This is a genomic window from Streptomyces sp. NRRL B-1347 (assembly GCF_000720325.1).
In the GTDB taxonomy this organism is placed as follows: Bacteria; Actinomycetota; Actinomycetes; order Streptomycetales; family Streptomycetaceae; genus Streptomyces.
In genome coordinates this window covers 186403-206513 of sequence record NZ_JOJM01000005.1, presented here as the reverse complement: position 1 = coordinate 206513, position 20111 = coordinate 186403, and the positions used below count along the sequence as shown (strand labels likewise).

The following is a 20111-nucleotide window of genomic DNA, read 5'->3' as shown; positions in this document are numbered from 1 at the left end:
CCAATAAACAAGCAGGTGGGTATCCAGCATCCGGAGGGGCCGCATGGCGTCCACGCTTCCCGACCCGCACGAAGTCCCCCTCAGCCCCCGGACGGCGCACCAGGAGGCGCCGCCCCCGACGGGCGGGGCAGGCCGCATCGAGGCCCACGGCATCGACCACATCCCCGAGCGGGAGCGCCACGGCCACCCCCGGCGGCTGTTCTCCGTCTGGGCCGCGGCGAACGTCAACTACCTGAGCCTCATCGTCGGCGGCACCCTGATCCTGATGGGCCTGACGCTGTGGCAGGCCCTCGCGGTGATCGTGACGGGCAATCTGTTCTGGTCCCTCACCGGGCTGCTCGCGATATCCGGCCCGGCCGCGGGCGCCCCGAGCGAAGTGATCACGCGGGCGATGTTCGGAATCCGCGGCAACCGGGTCAACAACGCGGTCGTCGGCTGGATGATCTCCGTCTCGTACTTCGCCCTGAACCTCGCCGCCGCCGCGACCGCCGCGTTCTCGCTCGTCGAGAAGACCGGTGTCACCGCGGGCACCGGCGTGAAGGTCGCCGTGGTTCTCGCCATCGCCGCGCTCACCCTGACCATCGGCGTGTACGGCCACGCCACCATCATGAAGCTGTACCTGCCGATCACCCTGACGCTCACCGCCGTCTTCGCCGTCGTCGCGGTCTGCGTGTTCCAGCACGCCGACTACGCCTACGCGCCCGCCGAACCGCTGACCGGTGCCGAGTTGTGGGCGGTCCTCTTCTCCGGCGTCACCCTGATCGGCGCCGCCCCGCTGTCGTACACCACGAGCGCCGACTTCTCCCGCTATCTGCCGAGGACGACGTCCGCGAAGGCCGTCCTCGGCTGGACCGCGCTCGGCGGCTTCCTGCCCGGCGTCGCCGTGTGCTCCCTCGGGGCGCTCGCCGCGACGGCGGTCGACATGACGGACCCGCAGGCCGGGCTGCAGCGGATCCTGCCGGGCTGGTTCGACCCGGTCTTCCTGCTCGCCCTCGTCCTCGGCACGATCGCCCTCAACGCCCTGACCTCCTACAGCGCCGGGCTCGCCCTCCAGGCCGTCGGCATCCGCATCCGCCGCTCCCTCAGCGTGCTCGCCGACGGCGCCGCCGCGGTCTCCCTCACCCTGTACGCGCTCCTCGTCTCCGACTTCCTCGACACCGTCAGCAACGTCCTCCAGCTCACCGTCGTCCTGCTCGGCCCGGCGACCGCCGTCTACGCCACGGACATCCTGCTGCGCCACAACCGCTACGACGGTCCGGCCCTGATGGACGAGACCCCCGGCAGCCCCTTCTGGTACACCGCAGGGGTCAACCCGGCCGGAGCCCTGGCCCTGGCGGGCGGCGTCACCGCGGCGGCCCTGTGCGTCGACACCCTGTACACCGGGCCGATCGCCGGGGCCCTGGGCGACATGGACCTCTCGCTGCCCGTCGGCATCGTCGTCGCCTCGTCCCTCTACGCGCTCCTCACCCGGGCCAGGGGCGGAGCGCGCGTCCGCCGATGAGGAGCAGTGAGCCGCTCCTTGACCTCAACCAAACTTCACCTATGAGCATGTGGGGCATGACGAACGACACCACCGCTCTGCAGGCCTCCCTCCCCTCGCTCGTGGACGCCCCCGGTCGGCAGCCCACCGACTCCGGCCCGCTGTCCGGTGCCGCCCTCGACGCCCTGGCCGAGGCCCTCGCCGCCGAGGCCGCCATCGTCGGCATCGGCGAGTCCACGCGGTTCTCCCGGGAGACCTTCGGCATCCGTGACCAGCTCTTCCGCCGGCTCGTCCGGCAGCACGGGTTCCGGGCGCTCGCCGTGCAGGACAGCGCCGACGTCGCCGCCGACCTCGACCGGTACGTGCGCCTCGGCGAGGGCTCGGCCGAGGCCGCGCTCGCCGGTGCCTGGCGCCCGTGGCGCACCGCCGAGATGGCCGAAGCCCTGGACTGGATGAGGGAGTTCAACCGGGACCGCCCGGACGACCCCGTACGGATCTTCAGCGTGAAGCCCGCGCAGGCGCGGTCCGAGGACTACGACGCGGTCCTGGACCACGTGCGCGCGACCGCGCCGGACCGGCTCGCGCGAGTGGCGTCCCACCTCGCCCCGATCCGGACCGCGCACGACACCGACGAGCACGTGCAGCGTGCCCGGGGCACCCATCCCGGGCGGCCGTTCGTGGAGCACGCCCGCGACGCGCTCGCGCTGGTCCTGGCGCTGCCCGGCATCGGCGATGACGACGACGCCGTGACCCGGATGCGGCTGATCGAGAGGTTCCACGCGGGCAGCGTCGCCGGGCGCGGCAGCTTCACGAACGACACCGCGACGGAGGCGGACGCCCTCGATGACGCCCACCGCGGGACCGGCCTGCGCATGGTCTATTGGGACGGGATCGCGCACACGGCGGCGGCCGGGACGACCATGGGCATGGCTCCCGAGTCCGGTCCGCAGCCCACCGCGGGCGCGCTCCTGCGGGAGCGCTACGGCGCGCGGTACGTCTCCGTGGCGATCGGCTTCCACCACGGGGACCTCGGAGTCGTCGCCGTCCCCGAGCCGGGCGCGGAGCTCGTCGACGCGCGGCTCGGGGAGCCGGACGTGCCCGCCCGCTGGCTGGACCTGCGCCACGCCGACGTACGCCGCCAGTGGGACGGCCCCGCGAGGCTCCGCGTGATCAGCGGCGTCTACGACCCGGCCCAGGACGCGTCCCAGTACGTCGCGGTCGCGTCGCTCGCCGACGCATTCGACGTCCTCGTCCACGTGCGCCGGGCGACGCCGGTGCGGTGGCTGGCCTGACCGTCAGGCGCGGCCCATCTGCCCCGACTCCCAGGCCCAGGCCGCGATCTCGACGCGGTTGCGGACGGCGAGCTTGGCCTGGATGTTGACCAGATGGCTCTTCACGGTGGCGACGGAGATGAACAGCTCGGCGGCGATCTCCTGGTTGGTGCGGCCGCGCGCCACGAGCCGGGCGACGTCCAGCTCCCGTTCGGACAGCTCGTGCGGCGAGGCCCCTTCGGCCGCCGCGCCGCACTGCGGGCCGTGCCGGTCCGCCATGCGCGACAGCAGCCGCAGCGTGACGGCGGGCGAGACCAGGGCGTCGCCGCGTGCGGCCGCGCGCACCGCCTCCACCAGGAGGCCGGGCCCCGCGTCCTTGAGCAGGAAGCCGACGGCGCCGGAGCGCAGGGCCTCGTCCAGGTAGTCGTCCTGGTCGAAGGTGGTCACCACGACGACGTGCAGGGGGTCGACCGCGTCCGGCCCCGCGAGGAGCCGGGTCACCTCCAGGCCGTTGAGCTTCGGCATGCGGACGTCGACCAGGCACACGTCGGGGCGAAGGCGCCGGGCGAGCTCCACGCACGCGGCGCCGTCCGCGGCCTCGCCGACCACCTCGATGCCGGGCTGCGCGGCGAGGATGAGGCGGAAGCCGGTGCGCACCATCTCCTGGTCGTCGGCGATCAGGACGCGCAGGGGCGCGGTGCCGGTCTCGGGGGTCGTAGCGCTCATCGTGGTCAGTGTGGCAGGTGTGCCGGGGGAAACTCGGCGCGGACCCGCCAGCCGCCGTCCGGGGCGGGCCCCGCGTCGAACCTGCCGCCGACCGCCTCCACCCGCTCGCGCAGGCCGACCAGGCCGAGCCCGCCGCTCCCGCCCGGCGGCGGCCGGTCACCGGCGGGCGCGGGCCCGTTGCCGACCTCGACGCGCAGCCGGCCGCCGTGCGCGGTCAGCCGCACGCGGACCCCGTCGGCCTCCGGCGCGTGGCGGCGCACGTTGGTGAGGGACTCCTGCACCACGCGGTGCGCGGACGTCTCGACCTCCGGCGCGAGGGCGAGGGCCCGGGCGTCGGCGGAGACGTCCAGGGTGGCGGCCGCTCCCCCGCTGTCGCCGTGCGCGGCCACCAGCGCCGCGAGCTCGGTGAGCAGGTCCGCGGGCCGGGTCGGGGCGTCGGGCGCGGCCCGCAGCACGTGCACGAGGCGGCGCATGGAGGCCAGCGTCTCCGTGCCCGCCCGCTCGATGCCCGCGAGGAGCGGGTCGAGCTGCTCGGGCGCGGTCTCCCGGATGGTGCGGGCCGCCTGGGCCTGGACGACGATGCCGGTGACGTGGTGGGCGACGAAGTCGTGCAGGTCGCGGGCGAGGGCGAGGCGCTCCGCCTCCTGCACGGCGGTCACGGCGTCGGCCCGGCGCCGGTCGAGGGAGCGCAGGTAGCAGCCGAGCGCGAGCGCGCCGCCCGCCGCGACCGTCAGCAGGAAGGCGTAGGTCTCGGCGTCCGAGGGGAAGCCCATGCGCACCGGCGCGGTGACGATCGCCACGGCGAGGAGCGGGCAGAGGACGTACGCCGCGGGGACCCGGGCCGTCCGGGCCGCCACCGCGAGCAGCGCGAGCAGGGCCGCCGATTCGAGCACGCCCCAGCTGCCGCCCGCGGTGGCGAACCCGAGCATCCCGAGCGTCAGCGCCCCGGAGGCGAGGGCCGCCCCGGCCGTCAGCGTCTCGACGGCGACGCGGCGGCACGCGAACAGCGCCGCCAGCGCCAGGGGGCCTGACACCAGCGGGAGCCAGGACCCGTCCGGTTCGTTCGACACGAGGTCGCCGAGCCAGAGCAGCAGGGCGGGCGGCAGGGCGAGGAGCAGCATGCGGCGGCGGTTCACACAGCGAATGTACGGACCAGGTCGTACGCGAGGGCTCAACCGAAAGCCGGACCGGCGCGGGTCCGATCCGTCGAATGGCTGAGGCGGCACCCGGCGCCGCCCGGCGACCGTGGAGCAACGCAGCATTCCCGGACTCTGAAGAGAGCGACGCCCATGCCCCGCATTCCCCGCACACCGGCCTGTGCCCTCGGCGTGGCCGCGCTCGCCGTCTCCCTGACGGCGTGCGGCGGCTCGTACAACCCCTTCGACGACCATCAGGAGAAGGCGACGTACAAGACCGGGGCGGAGGCGAAGAAGGACCGGAAGTCCGTGCCGCGGTGGCTGCCGGACGATGCCACGGACATCTCGTACGTGATGTCGACGACGGGCGAGGACCGCATCCTGCGGTTCACGGCGAAGGACGGCGCGTTCCCCGCCTCGTGCGTGCGGGGGAAGCCGCAGGGGAAGCCGCGTCTGAAGGCCGACTGGTTCCCGTCCGACGTGGCCGCGAAGGCCGACACGAACTGCGGCACCTGGTCGGGGGCGCGCGTCGGCGGCGCCCTGTACGCGTGGCAGGACCGGGACGCCGTGTCCGGGGCGCGGGGCGCGTCGGCCGCGCGGATCCCGGCGCAGCGCGTCGCCTGGAAGGCCTGCCCCGCCGAGGAGGGCGTGCCGAAGGGCGCCGACTGCGGCACCGTCCGGGTGCCCGTCGACTGGAAGAAGCCCGACGGCAAGAAGATCGACATCGCGGTCGCCCGGCGCACGGCCACGGACCCGGACCGGCGTGTCGGGACCCTCGTCTTCCTGCCCGGCGGCCCCGGGAACTCCGGCGTCGACACGGTCCGGGCCACCGACGCGTGGGGCGGCCTCGAGCGGCGCTTCGACATCGTCAGTCTCGATCCGCGCGGCGTCGGCGCGAGCAGCCCGGTGCGCTGTCCGGCCGGGCCGTACGTGGCCATGGCGCAGGACAAGAAGCCCGCCGCCTCCGCCGCGGAGTTCGCCCGCGAGCGGAAGCGGGCGAGCGCCTTCGCCGATGACTGTGCCCGCGCGTCCGGGCCCGTGGCCGCGCACACCGACGCGACCAGCGTCAGCCACGACGTCGAGACCGTCCGCGCCGCGCTCGGCGAGGACCGCGTCTCCCTGTACGGGCACTCGTACGGCACCGTCTACGGCCAGCGGTACGCGCAGCTGTACGGCGAGCGGGTGCGGGCCGCTGTGCTCGACGGCGTGATGGACACGGCGGTGAGCCGTCGCGACTTCAACGCCACGAGCGCCCGGGCCCTGGAGCGGGCCTATGGAGAGTTCGCCCGGTGGTGCGGCAAGGACGACGAGTGCGCGCTCGGCGACAAGGACCCGCGCGCGGTCTACCAGCGCGTGGCCGCGAAGGCCGCCGACGGCTCCTTGCGCAACGACGGCAAGAAGGTGACGCTCGCCGCCCTGAACGGCACGCTCGACCAGATGCTCCTGACCCCGTCCTGGCCGGTGATCGGCGAGTACCTCCAGGCCCTGGACAGCGGGAAGCCCTGGCAGGAGGACGCCGAGGAGCAGCCCGCCGAGAAGCTGCTGCCCGTCGCCGACCAGGCGGTGTGCGTCGATCTGAACCTGCGCGCCCCGGACGCGGCGGCCTACCTCGCCGACCAGCGGGCGGCCCGCGAGGCCGCGCCCGCCTTCGGCTTCTCGCCGAACGCGGTCGGGTACGCCAACCTCTGCCTGGGCCTGCCGGAGCGTCCCACGCCCCGGCCCGCGCAGCCGGAGGAGTTCCGCACCGAGCACCCGATGCTGCTGATCAACGCCCGGCACGACAACGCCACGCCCGTCGACTGGGCCCGCTCGGTCGCGCGGCACCTCGGCGACAAGGCGGCGCTCGTGGAGGTCGACGGCTGGGGGCACGGCGCGAAGGTCTTCAACGGCGGCGCCGAGCGGAAGGCCATCACCGACTACCTCACGCGTCTCGCCGTGCCCGCGCCCGGCACCGTGGTCAAGGGCAGCGTGCCGCCCGGCGTCTGACCGGATGCGCCGATCCGGCCGCCGACGGGCGGCCGGATCGGTCCGTCACGCGTGGCCGAAGGCCTCCCGGATCACTCGCGCACGGTGACGGTCAGCCGCTGCGAGGCCTCCCAGTCACCGGCGGGGTGGCCCACGAGATAGCTCACCCGCGCCGTGCCCGGGGAGGGCCGTACGACGGTGAAGACCTTGGGCTCGCCGACCTCACCGGCGTCGATGACCTGTGTGTCTATCCGGGACGTGCGCAACACCCCGGTGTCCCACCGCAGTTGGACCCGGTCTCCCGCGGCCATCCCCGCGTACGGCTCGATCCGCACCCTCAGCTCGGATGCGTGACCGTCGAGGGTGACGACGCCGTCGGCGGCTTCGTGGATCCTCGGCGCGGCCAGCGGATGTCCCGATGCGTCCTTCATCTCCCGGCCCCCTGCTGCTTGATCTCCTACCAGGGAACAGCGGCGTCCCGACCCCCCGGCCTCCCTCTTCGTCACTGTCCATTCTTGACGAACTCCCTTACACGTAACATCAGCTCGCCTGACGTTTGCCCATCGTTTGCCGAAGCGGCGTTTTCACGCCGTGTGCACGTCGCTTGACCGACCGCGTGACCGGAAAGTGCGGCGGTAGGTGTCCGGCGGCACGCCGACGGTGCGGTTGAAGTGGCGGCGCAGCGTCGTGGCGGTGCCCATGCCGGTGGCCGCGGCGATGGCGTCGATGCCGTCGTCGGTCTTCTCCAGCAACTCCTGGGCGCGGCGGATGCGTTGGGTGAGCAGCCATTGCAGCGGAGTGGTGCCGGTCGCGGCCTTGAAGTGCCGGCCCAGGTGGCGCGAGCTCATCCGCGCGCGGCGGGCCAGGTCCTCCACGGTCAGCGGCTCGTCGAGGCGCTCGATCACCCAGGGGAGCAGACCGGCGAGCGGATGGTCGTCCCGCGCGGGCACCGGGGCGGTGACGAACTGGGCCTGACCGCCGCCCCGGTGCGGCGGCACGACGAGGCGACGGGCGACCGCGTTGGCGACCGACGAGCCGCGGTCGAGGCGGACGAGGTGCAGACAGAGGTCCATCGCGGCGGCCTTGCCCGCGGAGGTGAGCACGCTGCCGTTGTCCACGTAGAGCACGTCCGGGTCGACCTCCACCCGCGGGTGACGTGCGGCCAGTTCCGCGGTGTGCGCCCAGTGCGTGGTCGCGCGCTTGCCGTCCAGCAGGCCCGCGGCGGCCAGGACGAACGCGCCCGTGCACAGGGAGGCCACGCGCGCCCCCGCCTCATGGGCCGCGCGCACCGCGTCGACGAGTTCGGCGGGCGGTTCCACGTCGACGTCGGCCCAGCCGGGGACGATCACCGTGCCGGCGTGGCGGAGCCGGTCGAAGCCGTGGTCGGGTTCGAGCCGGAACCGGCCGAACCGCACGGCGTCCGAGCCGCACACACTCAGGTCGTACCAGGGACCGGGGACGGCGTCCGGGGCGGAACCGAAGACCTCGTAGGCCACGGACAGTTCGAAGTGCAGCATCCCGTCGGTGACGGCCAGGGCGACAGAACTCATGTCCGGAATTGTACGCGGCATGTCGTTCCAGACACTCACGCACGACGCTCACGCAGGCCAAGATGGTCCTAGTTGATCGTTCAAACACACCTCAAAGACAGCTATCGCGCGGTTCGAGCGCGGTCGAGCATGGTTCGAGCACAGGGAGAGAAGTCATGGCAGCGGGGCAGACGGTGGCGGTGTACGGCGCGTACGGACACACGGGTCGGTTCGTGGTGGCGCACCTGCGGGAGCGCGGGTTCGTCCCGGTCCTCTCCGGCCGGGACGCCGACAAGCTGCGGGAGCTGACCGAGTCCCACCCCGGCCTTGAGGTCCGGCCCGCGTCGGTCGACGATCCGGCCTCGCTCGATCGCGCGCTGGCCGGTGCGGCGGCCGTGGTCAACGCCGCCGGGCCCTTCGCCACGACCGCCGCTCCCGTGATCGAGGCGGCGCTGCGCGCCGGGATCCCGTACCTGGACGTGGCGGCCGAGATCGAGGCCAACGCCGACACGTTCGCGCACTTCGCGGACCGCGCCCGGGCCGCGGGAGCGGTGATCGTGCCCGCGATGGCCTTCTACGGCGGCCTGGGCGACCTGGTGGCCACGGCCGCGATGGGCGACTGGACGGAGGCCGACGAGGTGCACATCGCCTACGGCCTGAACGGCTGGCACCCCACGCCGGGGACGCGGGCCGCGGGCGCGGTCTCCCGGGAGCGGCGCGGCGGCCGGCGCGTCCGCTTCGCGAACGGGCGGTTGGAGTACCGCGACGACGCCCCGCCCACCCTGAAGTGGACCTTCCCGGAGCCGGTGGGCGTCCGGTCGGTCATCGGGGAGTTCTCGATGGCCGACGTCGTCACGGTCCCCAGCCACCTGGCCGTTCCCGAGGTGCGCACCTACATGACCGTCGAGGCGGCCGGGGACGTCACGGCCCCGGACACACCGACCCCGGCCGCCGTCGACGACCGGGGCAGGTCGGCGCAGACCTTCCTCGTCGACGTCGTCGTGCGCTCCGGGGACAGCGAGCGGCGTGCCGTGGTCAGCGGCCAGGACATCTACGCGGTCACCGCGCCGCTCGTGGTGGAGGCGGTGCACCGCGTCCTGACCGGGCAGGTGCGGACGATGGGCGTCGCCTCCGCGGGCCAGATCTTCGACGCGCCGGACTTCCTGCGCTCCCTGGCACCGCACATCACTTTCACCCCGCACGCGTAGCCCGGGGCGGGCGGGCCATGGGCACCAACAGCCGTTCGTCCTAAAGCCGTTGGCACCCACAGCCGTCGGCGTGCGGCGTCAGTCCTGGTGGACTTCGTTCCTGCCGGGGCCGCCGGACAGGGTGTCCCTGCCGGGGCCTCCGAACAGCTTGTCGTCGCCGCTGTTGCCGTAGATCGTGTCGTCGCCGCCCTCGCCGTACAGGACGTCGTTGCCCTTGCCGCCGTAGAGGAAGTCGCTCCCGGCGCCCGCGCGGATCGTGTCGTCGCCGTCGCCGCCGGAGAGGTTCTGCCGGTTCGCGCCGCCGCGGATCACGTCGTTGCCCGCTTCGCCGTCGGCGTCACTGCCCTCGCCGCTGGCGTAGATGGTGTCGTTGCCGTTGCCGCCCTTCGAGATGGCGCCCTTGGCGGCCCGGATCGTGTCCTTGCCGTCGCCGCCGAGCGCGACGCTGACCTCGCCGATGGTGAGGGTGTCGTCGCCCGCGCCGCCCGCGATGCCGTTGCCCTGGACACCGGCGGCCTCGGTCAGGGTGTCGTTGCCCTTGCCGAGGTCGATGGAGGCGAAGTAGTAGGCGTTGTCGGTCTTGTTGGTGTACTTGACCGTGTCGTCGCGGTCACCGGCGAGCAGTTCGAAGGTGGGGTACGGGTCCTGGGACTCCAAGGTGTCGACCTTGCAGGACACCTTGGTGCGGTCGGAGCTGCTGGGGTAGGTGCAGCCGCTGCCCGCCTTGATGGTGACGACGTCGTCGATGACGTACGTGAGGTTGTCGATGCTCGAACCGGTCCTCGACGCGGTGACGTCCACCTTGTTCTTCTGTCCTGCGGCGGCCGTGTAGACGACCGACTTCCCGCCAACGGTGGCGGTGGCCGACGGCGCGGCGGCAGTGGCGGTGCCGGACAGCAGCACCGGCGCGGCGAGCCCCGCGCCGAGAGCCAGCGCCAGCGCGGACGCGGCGCTTAACGTGCGGGTTCCGATGAGCCGAGAGCGCATTTCCTAACCTCCATGAGGAGTAAGTGGTTTCAACAACAACGTGGGACTCGTGGGGTGGGCACTTGGTTGCGCTCCCACTGTCCGCGAAATAGACCAACAGCCCCTGCCGAACTCGACCAAGTCAGCTCTGACCTGCGGCTTTCATGCCAGTGCGGCGGAATTGACAGCACACCGAAAGAGCAGGTTCACCCTAAATTCACCCACACTTCCGAGGAATCAGACCTGAACTCCGGGCGCCGAAAAGGAATTTCACACAGTGGCCACGGAGGTCGGTGCGGGCTCCACCGCAGAGCCGCTCGCCCACGAGGCGTCGGGGCGCTCCGCGCGACGCGGCCCCCGCCCCCTGGCGTCACCACTCGGAGCCGCCGGACGGTCGCGCGTGCACTCTGGCGGGAAATCGACCCTCGAAATGATCATGAATGGGTCACCGCATGTATACCTTTGCCGTGACTTTCCGCTCTTTCCTCACCCGTTCCTGCGCCGTGGCCGTCCTCGCCACGGCCGCCGTCGCCGCCCCTGCCGCCGCGGCGGAGCCGTCGGCGCCGGCTCCCCGGGCCGCCGTCCCGGCCGACAACACGTTGTGCGTCTACAGCACCGAGATCACCGAAAGGACCACCGGCGGCTACGTCTGGGACGTGGGAACCCGCGCCTACACACTCTGGAAGTCCGAGGACTTCCAGAACAAGTACGGACAGCTCTCCTACGGCGAGCAGACGAACAAGCTCCTGTACGAACTCAACGTCAGCCAGCACGTCTTCGGCCACAGCTGGCTGGTGCACTTCAACTCGCACGGCGCCTTCGAGCGCAAGCTCGCCGGTGGCGGCACCGCGCGCTACGACACGTACTCGTTCCAGCCGCAGGACCCCGACGGCCGCAACGGCGACGGCAGCGCCGTGGACGGCATGTCCGTCAACTACACCGGCTACGACGTCAACACGCCCGGCAAGCCGCTGATCGAGTGGGACCGGCCGAGCCGCAAGCAGGACCGCAACGGCGCGTACGCGCCCCGCGCGGCCCGCTGCAAGGCGCTCAACACCACCCAGCAGGCCGCCTTCGAGAAGGAGATCGAGCGGCGCAAGCAGGTCGACGAGAAGTACACCCTGCTGCCCACCTGGAAGTACCTCCTGACCGGCGGCTGGGCCGGAACGCCCGCCCGCAACTGCACGACGTTCGCCCTCCAGGTGTGGGACGCCGCGATGGTGAACGCCCCCGGCGAGCGCATCGACCCGACGCTGCGACTGCCCGCCGCCGAACTCAACCGGCTCGGCGCCAAGGTGCCGGCCGACCTCACCCAGAGCGAGTTCTCCGCCTGGATACCGGCCCTCGCGGGCAAGTGGATCCACGAGAAGAACGGCAACCGGGACGAGAACGACGAGGTGCCGCGCTTCGCGGCCGACGACCCCACGCCCGCACCCGTGGCCGCGGCCGCCAAGTAGACCGCGCCTCAGCTCGCCGGCGCTCGCCGGGCACACCGCCCGGCGAGCGCCTTCGTGTGTTCTGACGAGGCGGCCGGAGAAGGCTGGACGGCGGCCGATGAGTTTCTCCATGATCCGAGGTCATAGATCATGGTTGGTGCGACCGACACCGCGCGTACGGTCGAAGCGCGCACCGACCGGACCTGCTGAGCACCGGGCACACGAGCCGGACACGAGAGCCGGACACGAGAGACCGAGGAACCCAGATGCGTACTTTGATCAGCACCGCCTTCATCTCGCTCGACGGCGTCGTGGAAGCCCCCGGCGGCGAGCCCGGTTACCGCAACTCGGGGTGGACCTTCAAGGACATCGAGTTCCTCCCCGAGGCGTTCGAGATCAAGGGCCGGGAGCAGCAGGAAGCCGCCGCGATCCTGCTGGGCCGGGTCAGCTACGAGGCGTTCAGCCCGGTGTGGCCCGACATGGAGGAGTTCGCGGACTACAAGACGATGCCGAAGTACGTCGTCTCCACCAGCCTCGCGAAGGACGACCTGGTGACGAACTGGGGCGAGACCACGATCCTGCGCTCGCTCGACGACGTCGCCGCGCTCAAGGAGACCGACGGCGGCCCGATCATCGTCCACGGCAGCGCCACCCTGAACCGGAGCCTTTCGGACGCCGGTCTGATCGACCGCTACCACCTGCTCGTCTTCCCGCTCCTGCTGGGCGCGGGCAAGCGGCTGTTCAGCGACACGGACAAGGACACCCAGAAGCTGAAGCTGGTCGAGCACGAGGCGTACGCCAACGGCCTGCAGAAGAACGTCTTCGACGTCGTCCGCTGACCTGACGGCGGCTCGGGCCGCGGCCGCGCACCGGGGCGTCACGCGCTCCCGGTGGACGACAGCCCGAGCCGCTCGGCCAGGAAGGCGATGATCTCGTCGCGGGCCCGCACGGTCGGGTGGCCCTCCTGGTCGACGAGGTGGGCCGTGACGACGCTGTGGGCGCAGCCGACGACGTCGCGGAAGAAGGGCGGCGGGTCCGTGTGCGCCGCCCCGCCGGGCAGGACGCGGCCGTCGAAGGCGTCGCCGAGCAGCGCGCGGTAGGCCGCGAACCGCCGGCCGGTGCACCACGTGTCGTTGTCGAAGCGGTAGCCGAGCACCCGCAGTCCGTCCCGCTCGACGCGCTCGGCCACGGCGGCGGCGTCCTCGGCGCTCATCTCCAGGCCGCCGGGGTCGTCGAGCGGCAGCGACGGATGGTTGACCACGGGGGCGATGACCGCGGGTTCGAGCGTCATGGTCAGGGCGAAGTTGCCGGTGAAGCAGAGCCCGACCGCGCCGACGCCGGGTCCCCCGCACTCGGCGTGCGCCACGCGGGCGAGGCCCCGCAGCCAGTTCACGACAGGGCTGGTGCCGCCCCCTGCGAACGCCCGGAACTCGGCGCTGACGCAGGCGGGCCGCACGATCCGCTCGACCGCGTCGGCGCGCGGATAGGCGCCGTCGACGCCGAAGAGCGAGGGCAGGTACACGGAGAACCCGGCGTCACGAATCCACCGTGCGAACCGCGCGACGTCGGGGCTGATGCCCGGCATCTCGGGCATCAGGACGACCGCGGGTCCCGACCCGGCGACGTACACGGTCTTGGCGGTGCCCTCGACATGGACGGTCCTCCGGGACAGGTCGTCCAGCGGATCGCTCCGGGTCCGCGACGGACGGCTCCCGGTGCGCGACCGGTTCCTCTGGGCTCGCTCGGTTGTCATGAGCGGAAGCATGGCGAGAGGCTGCCTTCCCAGAGAAGCGGCGGTATCGCCATGTCATGCGGCGATCTCGCCACCCGTCGGGTGCCGGAGGTGCCGTATGAGTCCGCTGCGCGTGAGCGTCCTTGCCTACCCGGGCTGTTTCGCGTCGGAGGTGTTCGGCGTCCTCGACCTCCTGACGATGGCCACGCACGTCGCTACGGCACACGGGGCGGCCGAGCCGTCGTACGAGGCGTCGGTCGTCTCGCCGCGCCGCCGCGTGACCGCGTCCGGCGGCTCGCGCCTCGACGTCTCGGCGGTGCGCCCCGCGGACGTCGTCGTCGTGCCGGGCTTCGAGCTCTCCCCCGCGCTCGACCTCGATGCGGCGCTCGCGAACCTGGGGCCGGAGACGGCCTCGGTCCGGGCGCAGGCCGCCGCGGGGGCCGCGGTCGTCTCGATCTGCGTCGGCGCCTTCCTGATCGCCGAGGCCGGCCTGCTGCGCGGACGCGAGGCGACGACGTCCTGGCTGTTCGCGGACCGCTTCGCGCGCCGGTACGCCGATGTGCGGGTCCGCGCGGACCAGTTGGTCGTCACCGACCGCGGCGTGACGACCACCGCCGCCTTCAGCGCCATGTACGACTTCGCGCTGCGGCTCGTCCGCGAGCACGACGGCCCGCGCGTCGCCCGCGGCACGGCGCGCGTCGCGCTCCTCGACGACGCACGCTCCACCCAGGCCGCCTACGTCGACCCGGAGCTGCTGCCCACCGCGGGCACGGGCTTCTCGCACCGGGTGAAGCGGTGGCTCGACCAACGCCTCACCGCCCGCTACGACCTGACCGCCCTCGCCCGCGCCTTCGGCGTGAGCACCAGGACGATGCTCCGGCGCTTTCGCGAGGAGGCCGGCGAGACGCCGCTCGCCTATCTGCAGAGCGCCCGGGTCCGCCGCGCCAGACAGCTGCTGGAGACGACCGACAGGACCGTCGCGAGCATCGCGGCCGACGTCGGGTACCGCGACGCCGGGACGTTCAGCGGCGTCTTCGCCCGGCACACCGGCCGACAGCCGAGTGCGTACCGCTCGGCGTTCCGACGGCACGAACCCCCGAAGAGCCTCTTGACGCGCACATGACCCACGGATAGCTTCCGGTCCGATCGCCGGTCAGATGGCAGCCCAAGGTCTATGTATGTGAACCGAACGCATGCGTGAACCATGGTGAACCGTCCTCTCGCGGCCCGCCCTCTCCCGAAAGGCGCTCGCTCCATGCGTACCGGAAGACTCATCGCGGCCTGTCTCCTCGTGACCGTCGTGGCCACGACCGCACCCGCCGCGGCCGGGGACGCGCACCGGCGCCAACCGGCCGCCGCCCCGGCCCGGTTCACCCACCCCGGCGTTCTCGTCGGCGCGGCGCAGCTCGCGTTCGTCCGTACGAAGGTGCAGGCCGGGGCCCAGCCCTGGAAGGCCGCGTACGAGCAGATGCTGGGCAGCGCGTACGGCTCCCTCTCGCGCACGCCCAAGCCACGCGCGGTCGTCGAGTGCGGCTCGGGCTCCCAGCCGAACCACGGCTGCACGGACGAGCGCGAGGACGCCATCGCCGCGTACACGCACGCCCTGGCCTGGTACGTCAGCCGGGACGCGCGGCACGCCGAGAAGGCCATCGAGCTGATGGACGCCTGGTCGGCCACGATCAAGGACCACACGAACAGCAACGCCCCGCTGCAGAGCGGCTGGGCCGGTTCGGTGTGGCCACGCGCCGCCGAGATCGTCAAGTACACCTACGACGGCGGCTGGCCCCGCTCCGGCCGGTTCGCGACGATGCTGCGCACCGTCTATCTGCCCGAGGTGATCAACGGGGCGCCCAGCAAGAACGGCAACTGGGAACTCATCATGGCGGAGGCGGCCCAGGCCATCGCCGTCCACGTGGAGGACAGGGCCGGTTACGACAAGGCCGTGGGCATCTTCGAGGACCGCGTGCCCGCGTACTTCTACCTCAGGAGCGACGGCCCCCAGCCCGCGTACCCGCCGCGCACTTCCATCGACACCCGCGGCGAACTCGTCGCGTACTGGCACGGCCAGTCCGCGTTCTCCTGGGACGGGCTCGCCCAGGAGACGTGCCGCGACTTCGGCCACACCGGCTACGGCGTGGCCTCCGTCGCGCACGTCGCGGAGACCAGCCGCCTCCAGGGGGCCGACCTCTACCCATGGCTCAAGGACCGGCTGCGGCACGCGCTCGGCTTCCACACGCGGTACGAGAACGGCGCCGCCGTGCCGTCCTCCCTGTGTGGCGGCACGGTGAAGAAGGGCCTCGGACCCGTGACGGAGGTCGGCTACAACGCGCTGCACACCCGCATGGGCCTCGACCTGCCCAGCACCCGGCAGTACACGGAGTCCCGGCGTCCGCAGGGCACGGAGCACCACTACGTGGCCTGGGAGACGCTGACGCACGCGGAGAACCCCAGCTGAGGGCGGACCGGCGCCCGGCCTTCTCACTGCCTCAGCCGCCTCGTCGCCCCGTCGCCTCAGTCGCCTCAGTCGCCCAGAAGGCTCAGTTCCCGCATGGCCTCGGTCTCGATGCGGGCCAGTTCGCCGAGGACCGTGCTCGCTTGCACGAGACACCGCTCGTCGCTCGACTCGCCCGCCTTCTCGATGAGCGCCGCCACCTCGGTCCACAGCGTCGCGGCCTCGGCGTACAGCGTCTGCCCGGTGCGCAGCCGGTCGCTGTCCACCAGCTCGGCGCACTCGGTGAGGAAGTCGCGGTAGAGGTTGCGGAACAAGGCGCCACCGGTGCCCCCGCGCTCCATCAGGAGGGCGGCGAGCGGTAGATCCCGCTGCGGGTCGTCGCTGCGCCGGAGCCAGGTGCGGACGAGCTTGCCCGCCTTCTCGATGCCGCGGTGCCCCAGGTTGGCGATGGGCGGGTTCAGGAAGGCGTCGGCGCAGGCCCTGATGGCGGGGACGACCTGGTCGCGCGGGCGCACGGCCTCGGCCGGAGCGGTGAGCGTGAAGGAGCGGTGCCGGGCGGACATCGGGCCGCGCGCGGCCCTGGCCGCCGCGAGGCCGGTCAGCGCTGTGGTGACCGCTCCCCCTTGCTGGGCGGTGTCCACCAGATAGGCGTCGTCCTCGTCGTAGCCGTACATCGCGACGACGTGACCGGCGAAGTGGACCTTCGAGGTGAAGTAGTCCAGGTAGTAGCTGTCGAGCTGGAGCCCGACGGGCCGGCCCGCGTCGAGCGGCGCCGCCACGTTCTCCCAGGCCTTGCGGGCGGACGTGGTCTCCCGGACCTGGAGGTCGAGGCCGAGCCGCGCGGCCACGTTCCTCGTCAGCTCGAAGGGCTTGACGCGCCCTCCGAGGAACGGGAAGTCCTGCTTCTTGCTGTCCCAGTAGATGAACGTCAGACCGGATCCGAGGCCGAACAGCATCGGCTCGGACAGGTCGATTCCTTCGTGCTTCAGCAGTACGTCGAGCGCTGTGGTCTCGCAGTGCCGCATACCGCGGGCATCGACGTCTTTCACTCGCGTCATGCGTGCTCCTCGACAGGGATGACCAGTCTGGTCATCAGTTCCTCTTGTGGTGCTTCCGCGGGGCCGACCAGATATGCCTCCCGTACGGGACCGTGCGGGCGCAGCCCGCGCTCGTGGATGGCGGCGAAGAGGGCGTTGTAGGCCAGGGGCAGCTGGGCGTAGGGCCCGATGTGCACGGTCTGGGCCGCGGGCCCCGCGGGCAGCACCTCACGCGTCAGGCCGGGCACGCGCGTGCCCTGCGGCGTCTGCGCCCCGACGGCGATCCGCGTCCGTTCTTCCAGGTCCAAGGGGTAGAGGCCCCACAGCGGCGGTTCCCATCCGACGGAGGCCCCGCCCAGCAGGGGCAGCAGTCGGCCCACGCACTCGCCGACCTTGTCGCCGATCTCCGTGGCGGCGCAGGTCGCCCGCGTCACCGTCAGGTGCCGTGCGGGTTCCGCGGCGACCGTCACCTCGTAGCCGGGCAGGCCGCCTTCCTCCAGCCGCTCCAGCATCCCGAGGCGCGCCCGGTCCCGGCTGATCCGCTCGGCGAGGCGGTCCCGCTCCGCGCGCAGGAGCTCCGCCCTGCGTCCGGGCTCGGCGGCCAGGGCCTCGGCGATGACGGCCAGGGGCAGGTCCATCTCGCGCAGCAGGGCGATGGTCAGGGCGTCGCGCGCCTGTCCGGGCGCGTAGTAGCGGTAGCCGGAGCTGGCGTCGACGCGTATCGGCGCGAGCAGCCCCGTCTCGTCGTAGTGCCGCAGCTGTTTCACGCTGAGCCGGCACAGCCGGGCGAAGCGCCCGATGGTCAGAAGTTCGTCTCGCACGTCACCATCGTGGACTCTCCCCCCGTGGGAGAGTCCACCTGAGCCAGCCTGAGCCGACCGCGCGTGCCGGTGGCGGGCGCGCGGCGGAGGCCGGACCTGTCGGACGACAGGCCCGGCCCCCGTGGTCGGGCGACGGCTCAGACGCGGTCGGCGGCGATCAGGACGTACTGGAACGAGCCGTCCCTGTACGAGTTGATGAAGGCCTCCTCGATGCCCGTGACCAGGGAGGACGTGGCCCGCAGCTCCCAGTACGGCAGGGTTTCCGGGGTCAGGTCGACGACGGCCTGCGGCACCAGGCGGTTGTCCGCCATGGCGCGCAGGTACTCCCGGCGCGAGTGGATGTTGCACTCGAAGTGGGCGTTGATCTGCGAGACCCACTTCGACGGCTGCCCGTACCGGGGGTTCCAGCAGCCGGTGATCGTCACATAACGGCCGCCCACGGCGAGGACCCGGGAGTGCTCGGCCATGAGGTCCTGGAGGTCGACGTACATGCTCGACTCGTTGTTCCACGAGCCCGCGGCCTGCCCGGTCTCGAAGGGCATGGCGAGCATGTTGCAGACGCGGGAGCGGACGGAGTCCTCGATGCCCAGCTCCAGGGCGCGCTGGTTGCCGAACTCGGCCTGCTTGGCCGACAGGGTCACCCCCTCGACCTTGCAGCCGAACCGCTGGTGGGCCATGACCATGGAGCCGCCGCGGCCGCAGCCCGCGTCGACGAGCGTGTCGTCGCGGGCGATGGCGCCGAGGTGGTCCAGGAGCATCTCGGACTGCGCCGACTCAAGCCGGTGCAGTTCGGCGATCAGCCTCTTCTCGTACTCCGCGTCCCCGGTGTCCCCGAGCGCGGAACGGTCGACGTCACCGATGCCGTAGTGGTGGTGGTAGAGGCCGTCGACGTCACCGAGGCGCAGGTTGACGGGGCGGGCCTCGTGGTCCCAGTAGCGCGCGATGTCGCCCTGGTAGGGCGTCGCCGGGGCGGGGATGAAGACGGACTGTTCGTCAGAGCCGTTCACAGAGGTGACATCGGTGGTGAAATCGGTGCTGGACATGGATAGGTCCCCCTTTACCAGAAATCGGGAAGGCTGTAGCGGTAGGTGTTGGTCATGTGCCAGTAGTGGTTGCCGTCGAGCCAGACGGCCACGCCCTTGAGGAAGCGCAGCACGCGCGGGTCGGGGAAGGCGGCGGCCAACTCGGCGGCCGTGGCCTCGAACTCGTGCATGAGTTCGTTGTGGACCTCGACCGCCTTGAGGTAGGCCTCCTTCTCGGAGAGGCCCTCCCGCTCGGCGATCACCACGGGCAGGTTGAGGTGCTTGCCGGGGCTGGCCAGCTCCTTGGTGTACGAGTACAGGTCGTTGACGATGGTGGTGGCGTTGCCTGCCAGGGCGATGACCCGCTGCATGGCGGGCTGTGCGTGCAGGTCCGCCGGGAGTTCGTAGCCACCGACGGTGTCGGTGATGGTGGGGCAGGGACGGAAGTTGTTGAACTGGCGCATCGCCAGGTACTCCCACACCTGCGGCACGTAACCCGTCTCGGCCCAGGCAGCCTCCGCGAGGTACCCCAGGTGCAGCCGGGCCATGTCGTGCCGGAACCGGTCGGCCTGGGAGGGGGTGGCCAGCTGGACGAAGTACTCCATGGCGGAGCGGTACGCGCGCCGCGGGGCGTCCGACTGAAGGGATTCCAGCCAGTCGGGCGCGTACTCCTTCGTCGTATGGAGCGGGTCGAGCGCGGTGTGCGCGAGCAGCAGCCTGCCGCCGAGGCCCACCGGGGAGCCGCCGTGGTCCTCGCAGTAGCAGTCGTCGACCGCGTTCTCGGCGACCATGAGCCGGGCGGCGGCCATCACGTGCTCGACGGTGGGCGCGTCCGGGTGGCAGGCGACCATGTACCGGCCGGTGGAGAAGCCGTCGAACTGGTCCTCCCACTCCGGGGGGTACGCCTCGACCTCGTCCACGGCCCAGCGCTTGATCCGGTGGCTGACCTCCTCCACCCGTACGGGATCGGGCTCGGGTACCGGGTGGTGGTAGAGGCCGGGGATCGGCCTGCCCGCCGCCGGAGGCGGCTGCTCCGGCGGCTCGGGCTGCAGCGGCTCCGGATCCGGCGGGACCGACGGGACCGGCAGCGCGTCGCGCCGGACCAGGCTCAGGCTCGTCGTCCCCAGGCCGCTGGGGCCGCTCAGGACCCGGGCGAGCGCGGGGTTCGGTTCGATCGCGCCCGGTGGCAGGGGTGAAGGCCCGGAATCGGGCATCCGTGTCTCCTAGATGACGTGGGTGGGCTGTCCCGGGCCCTGCTCTCCCGGCGCGCTCGGCCGGTCCGGAGGGGCCCCGGCCCGGCGTGGCCTCGGGGAGGGCGGGCCTCGATGAC

Annotated in this window: 17 protein-coding genes and 1 pseudogene; 8 read left to right on the top strand and 10 right to left on the bottom strand. The window is 72.2% G+C overall.

The features are described 5' to 3' along the window. Positions 1 to 43: 43 nt before the first annotated feature. Both IG74_RS0108305 and IG74_RS0108300 read left to right on the top strand, forming a co-directional pair. Positions 44 to 1501, top strand: a complete 1458-nt coding sequence (locus tag IG74_RS0108305) for a purine-cytosine permease family protein (RefSeq protein ID WP_030672081.1) — start codon at positions 44 to 46, stop codon at positions 1499 to 1501. 56 nt (positions 1502 to 1557) lie between these two features. Further along, positions 1558 to 2772 (top strand): erythromycin esterase family protein, encoded by a 1215-nt coding sequence (locus tag IG74_RS0108300; RefSeq protein WP_030672078.1) that lies wholly within the window; start codon positions 1558 to 1560, stop codon positions 2770 to 2772. A 3-nt stretch (positions 2773 to 2775) separates the two neighbouring features. Here IG74_RS0108300 and IG74_RS0108295 read toward each other — a convergent pair whose 3' ends face one another. Together IG74_RS0108295 and IG74_RS0108290 are read right to left on the bottom strand one after the other, a co-directional pair. Continuing rightward, positions 2776 to 3477: a response regulator gene (locus IG74_RS0108295; protein ID WP_030672075.1), complete on the bottom strand. Its 702-nt coding sequence runs from the start codon at positions 3475 to 3477 to the stop codon at positions 2776 to 2778. Between the two features lie 5 nt (positions 3478 to 3482). Beyond that, positions 3483 to 4613, bottom strand: coding sequence for a sensor histidine kinase (locus tag IG74_RS0108290; protein ID WP_234334271.1), 1131 nt, complete (start codon positions 4611 to 4613; stop codon positions 3483 to 3485). A gap of 153 nt (positions 4614 to 4766) precedes the next feature. On the opposite strand from IG74_RS0108290, the gene IG74_RS0108285 reads away from it, so the two are divergent. Next, positions 4767 to 6599: an alpha/beta fold hydrolase gene (locus IG74_RS0108285; RefSeq protein WP_078868661.1), complete on the top strand. Its 1833-nt coding sequence runs from the start codon at positions 4767 to 4769 to the stop codon at positions 6597 to 6599. A 71-nt stretch (positions 6600 to 6670) separates the two neighbouring features. Here the strand turns inward: IG74_RS0108285 and IG74_RS0108280 are convergent, their stop codons facing one another. Together IG74_RS0108280 and IG74_RS0108275 are read right to left on the bottom strand one after the other, a co-directional pair. Next, positions 6671 to 7009, bottom strand: a complete 339-nt coding sequence (locus IG74_RS0108280) for a hypothetical protein (protein ID WP_030672067.1) — start codon at positions 7007 to 7009, stop codon at positions 6671 to 6673. Between the two features lie 153 nt (positions 7010 to 7162). Further along, positions 7163 to 8128 (bottom strand): helix-turn-helix domain-containing protein, encoded by a 966-nt coding sequence (locus IG74_RS0108275; RefSeq protein WP_037824784.1) that lies wholly within the window; start codon positions 8126 to 8128, stop codon positions 7163 to 7165. Between the two features lie 155 nt (positions 8129 to 8283). On the opposite strand from IG74_RS0108275, the gene IG74_RS0108270 reads away from it, so the two are divergent. After that, a complete protein-coding gene (locus IG74_RS0108270; protein WP_030672061.1) occupies positions 8284 to 9315 on the top strand; it encodes a saccharopine dehydrogenase family protein in 1032 nt (343 codons plus the stop codon). Positions 9316 to 9393: 78 nt separating this feature from the next. On the opposite strand, the gene IG74_RS0108265 is transcribed toward IG74_RS0108270, so the two are convergent. Then, on the bottom strand, positions 9394 to 10302 hold the full coding sequence (locus tag IG74_RS0108265; RefSeq protein WP_030672058.1) for a calcium-binding protein: 909 nt from the start codon (positions 10300 to 10302) through the stop codon (positions 9394 to 9396). 446 nt (positions 10303 to 10748) lie between these two features. Here IG74_RS0108265 and IG74_RS0108260 point away from each other — a divergent pair, with 446 nt between their 5' ends. Together IG74_RS0108260 and IG74_RS0108255 are read left to right on the top strand one after the other, a co-directional pair. Beyond that, positions 10749 to 11738 carry a hypothetical protein gene (locus IG74_RS0108260; RefSeq protein WP_030672055.1) on the top strand — a complete coding sequence of 330 codons (990 nt, stop codon included), beginning with the start codon at positions 10749 to 10751 and terminating at the stop codon, positions 11736 to 11738. 245 nt (positions 11739 to 11983) lie between these two features. Then, a complete protein-coding gene (locus tag IG74_RS0108255) occupies positions 11984 to 12556 on the top strand; it encodes a dihydrofolate reductase family protein (RefSeq protein WP_030672051.1) in 573 nt (190 codons plus the stop codon). Positions 12557 to 12594: 38 nt separating this feature from the next. Here the strand turns inward: IG74_RS0108255 and IG74_RS0108250 are convergent, their stop codons facing one another. Then, positions 12595 to 13470 (bottom strand): dienelactone hydrolase family protein, encoded by an 876-nt coding sequence (locus IG74_RS0108250; RefSeq protein ID WP_078868666.1) that lies wholly within the window; start codon positions 13468 to 13470, stop codon positions 12595 to 12597. A gap of 97 nt (positions 13471 to 13567) precedes the next feature. Here IG74_RS0108250 and IG74_RS0108245 point away from each other — a divergent pair, with 97 nt between their 5' ends. Together IG74_RS0108245 and IG74_RS0108240 are read left to right on the top strand one after the other, a co-directional pair. Then, the gene (locus IG74_RS0108245; protein ID WP_037824781.1) at positions 13568 to 14572 is read left to right on the top strand and encodes a GlxA family transcriptional regulator; all 1005 of its coding nucleotides are present in this window, start codon (positions 13568 to 13570) and stop codon (positions 14570 to 14572) included. Positions 14573 to 14704: 132 nt separating this feature from the next. Then, entirely contained in the window at positions 14705 to 15904 is a 1200-nt protein-coding gene (locus IG74_RS0108240; RefSeq protein WP_030672040.1) for an alginate lyase family protein, read from the top strand. 65 nt (positions 15905 to 15969) lie between these two features. On the opposite strand, the gene IG74_RS0108235 is transcribed toward IG74_RS0108240, so the two are convergent. From IG74_RS0108235 to IG74_RS0108220, 4 genes and pseudogenes are all read right to left on the bottom strand, one after another. Next, positions 15970 to 16959, bottom strand: coding sequence for a BtrH N-terminal domain-containing protein (locus tag IG74_RS0108235; protein WP_030672037.1), 990 nt, complete (start codon positions 16957 to 16959; stop codon positions 15970 to 15972). Next, the gene (locus IG74_RS0108230; RefSeq protein WP_030672034.1) at positions 16956 to 17759 is read right to left on the bottom strand and encodes a MerR family transcriptional regulator; all 804 of its coding nucleotides are present in this window, start codon (positions 17757 to 17759) and stop codon (positions 16956 to 16958) included. Before IG74_RS0108230 ends, IG74_RS0108235 begins: the two co-directional genes overlap by 4 nt. Before the next feature lie 137 nt (positions 17760 to 17896). After that, a complete protein-coding gene (locus IG74_RS0108225) occupies positions 17897 to 18802 on the bottom strand; it encodes a geranyl diphosphate 2-C-methyltransferase (protein ID WP_030672031.1) in 906 nt (301 codons plus the stop codon). Positions 18803 to 18816: 14 nt separating this feature from the next. Next, positions 18817 to 20108, bottom strand: a pseudogene (locus IG74_RS0108220) (family 2 encapsulin nanocompartment cargo protein terpene cyclase). Positions 20109 to 20111: the final 3 nt, after the last annotated feature.

Excerpts from the sequence above, each read along its gene's own strand:
- IG74_RS0108305 (WP_030672081.1), top strand. The coding sequence starts at position 44 with ATGGCGTCCACGCTTCCCGACCCGCACGAAGTCCCCCTCAGCCCCCGG.
- IG74_RS0108300 (WP_030672078.1), top strand. The coding sequence starts at position 1,558 with ATGACGAACGACACCACCGCTCTGCAGGCCTCCCTCCCCTCGCTCGTG.
- IG74_RS0108295 (WP_030672075.1), bottom strand. The coding sequence starts at position 3,477 with ATGAGCGCTACGACCCCCGAGACCGGCACCGCGCCCCTGCGCGTCCTG.
- IG74_RS0108285 (WP_078868661.1), top strand. The coding sequence starts at position 4,767 with ATGCCCCGCATTCCCCGCACACCGGCCTGTGCCCTCGGCGTGGCCGCG.
- IG74_RS0108280 (WP_030672067.1), bottom strand. The coding sequence starts at position 7,009 with ATGAAGGACGCATCGGGACATCCGCTGGCCGCGCCGAGGATCCACGAA.
- IG74_RS0108275 (WP_037824784.1), bottom strand. The coding sequence starts at position 8,128 with ATGAGTTCTGTCGCCCTGGCCGTCACCGACGGGATGCTGCACTTCGAA.
- IG74_RS0108270 (WP_030672061.1), top strand. The coding sequence starts at position 8,284 with ATGGCAGCGGGGCAGACGGTGGCGGTGTACGGCGCGTACGGACACACG.
- IG74_RS0108265 (WP_030672058.1), bottom strand. The coding sequence starts at position 10,302 with ATGCGCTCTCGGCTCATCGGAACCCGCACGTTAAGCGCCGCGTCCGCG.
- IG74_RS0108255 (WP_030672051.1), top strand. The coding sequence starts at position 11,984 with ATGCGTACTTTGATCAGCACCGCCTTCATCTCGCTCGACGGCGTCGTG.
- IG74_RS0108250 (WP_078868666.1), bottom strand. The coding sequence starts at position 13,470 with ATGACAACCGAGCGAGCCCAGAGGAACCGGTCGCGCACCGGGAGCCGT.
- IG74_RS0108245 (WP_037824781.1), top strand. The coding sequence starts at position 13,568 with ATGAGTCCGCTGCGCGTGAGCGTCCTTGCCTACCCGGGCTGTTTCGCG.
- IG74_RS0108240 (WP_030672040.1), top strand. The coding sequence starts at position 14,705 with ATGCGTACCGGAAGACTCATCGCGGCCTGTCTCCTCGTGACCGTCGTG.
- IG74_RS0108235 (WP_030672037.1), bottom strand. The coding sequence starts at position 16,959 with ATGACGCGAGTGAAAGACGTCGATGCCCGCGGTATGCGGCACTGCGAG.
- IG74_RS0108225 (WP_030672031.1), bottom strand. The coding sequence starts at position 18,802 with ATGTCCAGCACCGATTTCACCACCGATGTCACCTCTGTGAACGGCTCT.